Origin of the sequence: Pseudorhodoplanes sp. (assembly GCF_050250235.1) — a bacterium.
In the GTDB taxonomy this organism is placed as follows: Bacteria; Pseudomonadota; Alphaproteobacteria; order Rhizobiales; family Xanthobacteraceae; genus Pseudorhodoplanes.
Window position 1 is genome coordinate 1 of sequence record NZ_JBFWPA010000286.1, and the last position, 4,013, is coordinate 4,013.

A 4,013-nucleotide genomic window follows, 5' to 3' on the forward strand; every position below is an offset into this window, starting at 1 on the left:
TCATGCTGCTTATGCCGCTCGCGCTTCTCTATGCGGTGATGCTCGGAGTGCCGCTGATCTACGTGATAAGCGACGCTCTGAACACCACGGGTTCTGGCGCTACGCCTTTCTTCTCTACGGTTTCAAACCCAACTTATCTTGGCGTTCTTCTTCGGACTTTTGAAATTTCCACTGTCTCAACTGTGGTCTGTCTTATTCTGGGATTTCCCCTCGCTTTTGCCTTGTGGCGCGCCACCCCGCTGGTGCGCACGCTTCTTCTGGTCGCAGTTCTGTTCCCTTACTGGACCAGTGTTGTGGTCAGGGCTTTCGGGTGGCAAGTGATGCTTAAGCGGAATGGATTTATTTCCACTCTGCTACAGTCGTCCGGTCTCGTCTCCTCTGATATTCAGCTCAGTAACAGCCGGCTTGGGCTTTATCTGGGCTTAGTCCAGATCCTTCTTCCCTCGCTTGTTCTTCCAGTTCTCGCGACATTGTCGCGTCTCGATTCACGATTGCTCGAAGCCGCCTATACCAATGGCGCGCAACCGGTCACGGCTATCCGCACCGTGATCGTTCCGCTGGCAATGCCCGGCATCGTTATTGGATGCTTGATCGTCTTCGCGGTTGCTGCGGGCTCTTTCGTCATACCGGTTCTCCTTGGCGGACTCGGCGATACGATGCTTGCGCAGGTTATCGCCTATCAGACCGCTGAGATGCTGAATTGGCCGGTTGCGATGGCTCTTTCGCTGCTGCTTATTCTGATGACCCTGATCGTGTTGATGCTGATCAGTGCGGTTGGGCGACGGCAGGCGATCTACAGATGACCATCATGAGGGATTTTGCAGCAGCCTGGCTTGATCGGATTGGGGGCGTCCTTGGATGGTCCTTCATTGTCTTGGTCTGTTTCATATTGGTTGCGCCGGGTTTGGTGCTCATTCCGATGTCACTGACAACGACGACCTATCTCTCTTTTCCGACCGATGGGCTTTCCTTGCGCTGGTATCAAGAGCTGCTTTTGGACGATCATTGGCGCGAAGGCCTTGCCAACAGCATCGTCGTCGCGATTGGTTCGACAACTCTCGCGATCGCAACGGGGGCGCCGGCTGCGGTAGCTGTGCATCGATTTGGATCCCGATTTCTGTCAGGCGAGGCCGCGGCGGCCCTGCCTCTCGTTATGCCGACTGTGGTGTTGGGGGCGGGCCTGTATCATTGGTATCTCGATATGGGCTGGGTGGGTACAAAAACCGGATTGATCGCAGCCCATGCCTTCCTCGGCGCTCCGATGGTGTTGCTGACGACGCTGGCGACGCTGCGGCGCGTCAATCCTGAGCTGGAGCAGGCGGCGCTGACAATGGGTGCCAACAACTGGGTTGTCCTTTTTACCGTGACCCTACCGCTTGCCCTTCCGGGATTAATTGCAGGCGGCTTGTTCGCATTTATCATTTCCTTTGACGAGATCGCGCTCGCTTTCTTTCTGACTGATGCGGGAATGAAGACGCTGCCGAAAATCCTCTTTGATGAAGCCTCGTATACGCTGCGGCCCACGCTCGCTGCAGCCTCTACAATCCTTATTGTCGCTTCGGCGCTCGCCGCGGCCTTCGCACTATTCTCCGCTAGAAAATCTGGATCGAGCGCGCGGCAGGACAGATGACGGAAGTGATGGCAGCCGTGAGCCTAAATGACGTTCGGAAATCCTTCGGACGCGTGGAGGTCGTGAGAGACATCAATCTGGATATCTCATCCGGTGAATATGTTTGCGTGCTCGGGCCGAGTGGGTCCGGAAAGACCACATTATTGCGCCTGATTGCAGGACTGGAACTCCCGGATGCAGGACAGGTTTCTTTTCTTGGAAAGCCCGCAACCCGCCTGCCGCCTTATCGGCGCAATCTTGGCGTCGTTTTTCAAAGTTACGCTTTGTTTCCGCATATGTCGGTTGTGGATAATGTTGCTTATCCCTTGCGCATGCGCGGGATCGATCGCGCCGCGCGGCGCCTGCGCGCGACGGCTATCCTTCAAAGAGTGGGCATGGAGGGGTTTGAGCAGCGCCGTCCAGCACAATTGAGCGGCGGCCAACAGCAGCGCGTCGCGCTGGCTCGCGCCCTGGTTTGCGATCCTCCACTGCTTTTGCTCGATGAACCATTGTCCGCTCTCGACCGGGAATTGCGTGAGAGCATGCGTGTCGAGCTGCGGCAAATTCAGCGCGAATTCAAGGTTTCTGTTCTGCATGTGACGCACGATCAGGAAGAGGCTTTGTCGTTGTCCGACCGCATTGTTCTGATGTCCGGCGGACGGATCGTGCAGGCCGGCACGCCGGCAGAACTTTACGAAAGGCCTCTCGCGCCGTTCGTTGCTCGCTTTCTGGGGGGAGCTGTCGCATCGGCTCAAAATCAAGATAGTGACTCTGCGCCAACTCAATCCTTTTCTGTCGAGGCAAGCGGAAAGCTTTTCCGGGTGCGCAGCGCTGTGCCCGTGGCGGCGCGGCAAAAAGGGTGGCTCGTTCTTCGCAGGGAATGGCTCAAGGTTGTCGAACAGGCAAAGGGCGGGGAAAGCTCCGGTCTGATTACGGCGATTTCCTATCTTGGCGAAGCTTACGAATTAAGGCTGCGCGTTGCGGGCGACGCAAGCATCACCCTGCGAATTGATCCTGATAAGTTCGATAGCAGGATGAAAGAGGGTAACACGATATTTTTCGACCAACTGAAGGATGGGTGGTTCATTCCCGATGCATAAGAATCCGACTATAGGTGCGGCTTTCATGGCGTCGCTTGCGCGCGACCCGCAAAGAGCTGCATTTTTCGCGAACAGCAGGAAATCCAGCATCGGCGATCTCGCACAGCGCGCCGCGGCTGTCAGAGATTTTCTTGTCGGGCACGATGTTAAGCCGGGCGACCGGGTTATTCTTTGCATGGACGGCTTACATGCCGAGGAATGGATGGCTTGTTATTTCGGCATCCATCTTCTGGGAGCTTGGTGTGTTCCGCTCAATCCAAAGGCCGTGGCTGCGAACGCGACATTTTTTATCGAGGATCTTGAGCCGACGGCCATATTGACGGCCACAGACGGCGTGGCAGCCTGGGGACAGACAGGAATAGATGCGCGCCGCATCATTGCAGTCGATTTCGCCGACAGCTCTGTCCGTGCCGTCGTTGACGGCAGGGCATGGCCCCTCAATCTCTCATCGACCGTGAAGTCGGCCGAGAAAGAAGAGGGGGGCGACCTTATCTACACGACCGGCACGACAGGGCGTCCCAAGGGCGTTATTTTGCCGAGCGATATCGAGTTTGAGACGGGCCGACGCTACGCGGTCGCGCAGACTCTCGAAAGGGGAAAGGTCATCCACAGTCCGATCCCGCTTTTTACAGCGAGTGCGATCATGACGCTCGTTTTGCCGATCATTGCAACGGATGCCGCATTTTCAATCGACGGGACTTTCAGTCCGGCTTTGTCGCTCGACAAGGCGCGCGCGGCGGGATGCAATGTTTTCAAGGCCGTGCCATCACATTATCTTTTGATCGGCAACGAAGCGCAAGTAGAGCCACTGGAGTCCGTGCGCCTTGCGATTACGACGGCAGCGCCGCTTTCGGCCACCGGCTATGGACAGATCAAGCGTCTGTTTCCGAATGCCGAGATTATGGCCCTGTTTGGGTCGACCGAATCCGCTGGCGCCTTCACGATCATCAGCCAGGAGCAATTGCAGCGTTCTCTTGGTTCGCTGGGAACACCGATCGAGGAATGCAAGATCGAGCTGCGCAACCCTGTCATCAACGAGACCGGTGAGGAAGAGGGCGATCTTGTCCTCCGAGGCTCCGTTCTCGCGGCGGGCTATTGGCGGCGCGATGCGAGCGTCGTGGAGGCCACCTTTATCGGCGGCGGCGTGCGCACGGGCGACCGGGCGACCCGTGTTGGCGATGACTTCGTGCTCGGTGGGCGAACATCGTCGGTTATCAATCGGGGCGGCCTGAAGATTGATCCTGCCGAGATTGAGAGCGTCATCAATGTGCTCTCCTGGGTCGAAGATTCCTGTGTGCTTCCAA

The 4,013-nt window shown here is 57.0% G+C and carries 4 protein-coding genes; all 4 read left to right on the forward strand.

The features are described 5' to 3' along the window. On the forward strand, positions 1–803 hold an 803-nt coding region (locus AB7F49_RS38770), incomplete at its 5' end, for an ABC transporter permease (protein WP_428533164.1). Beyond that, on the forward strand, positions 800–1,630 hold the full coding sequence (locus AB7F49_RS38775; RefSeq protein WP_428533167.1) for an ABC transporter permease: 831 nt from the start codon (positions 800–802) through the stop codon (positions 1,628–1,630). The genes AB7F49_RS38770 and AB7F49_RS38775, both read left to right, overlap by 4 nt. After that, the gene (locus AB7F49_RS38780) at positions 1,627–2,709 is read left to right on the forward strand and encodes an ABC transporter ATP-binding protein (RefSeq protein WP_428533170.1); all 1,083 of its coding nucleotides are present in this window, start codon (positions 1,627–1,629) and stop codon (positions 2,707–2,709) included. Before AB7F49_RS38775 ends, AB7F49_RS38780 begins: the two co-directional genes overlap by 4 nt. A gap of 25 nt (positions 2,710–2,734) precedes the next feature. After that, positions 2,735–4,013: class I adenylate-forming enzyme family protein (locus AB7F49_RS38785; protein ID WP_428533173.1), on the forward strand; the 1,279-nt coding region annotated here is incomplete at its 3' end.

Coding starts and splice junctions, on each gene's coding strand:
- AB7F49_RS38775 (WP_428533167.1), top strand. CDS start 800: ATGACCATCATGAGGGATTTTGCAGCAGCCTGGCTTGATCGGATTGGG.
- AB7F49_RS38780 (WP_428533170.1), top strand. CDS start 1,627: ATGACGGAAGTGATGGCAGCCGTGAGCCTAAATGACGTTCGGAAATCC.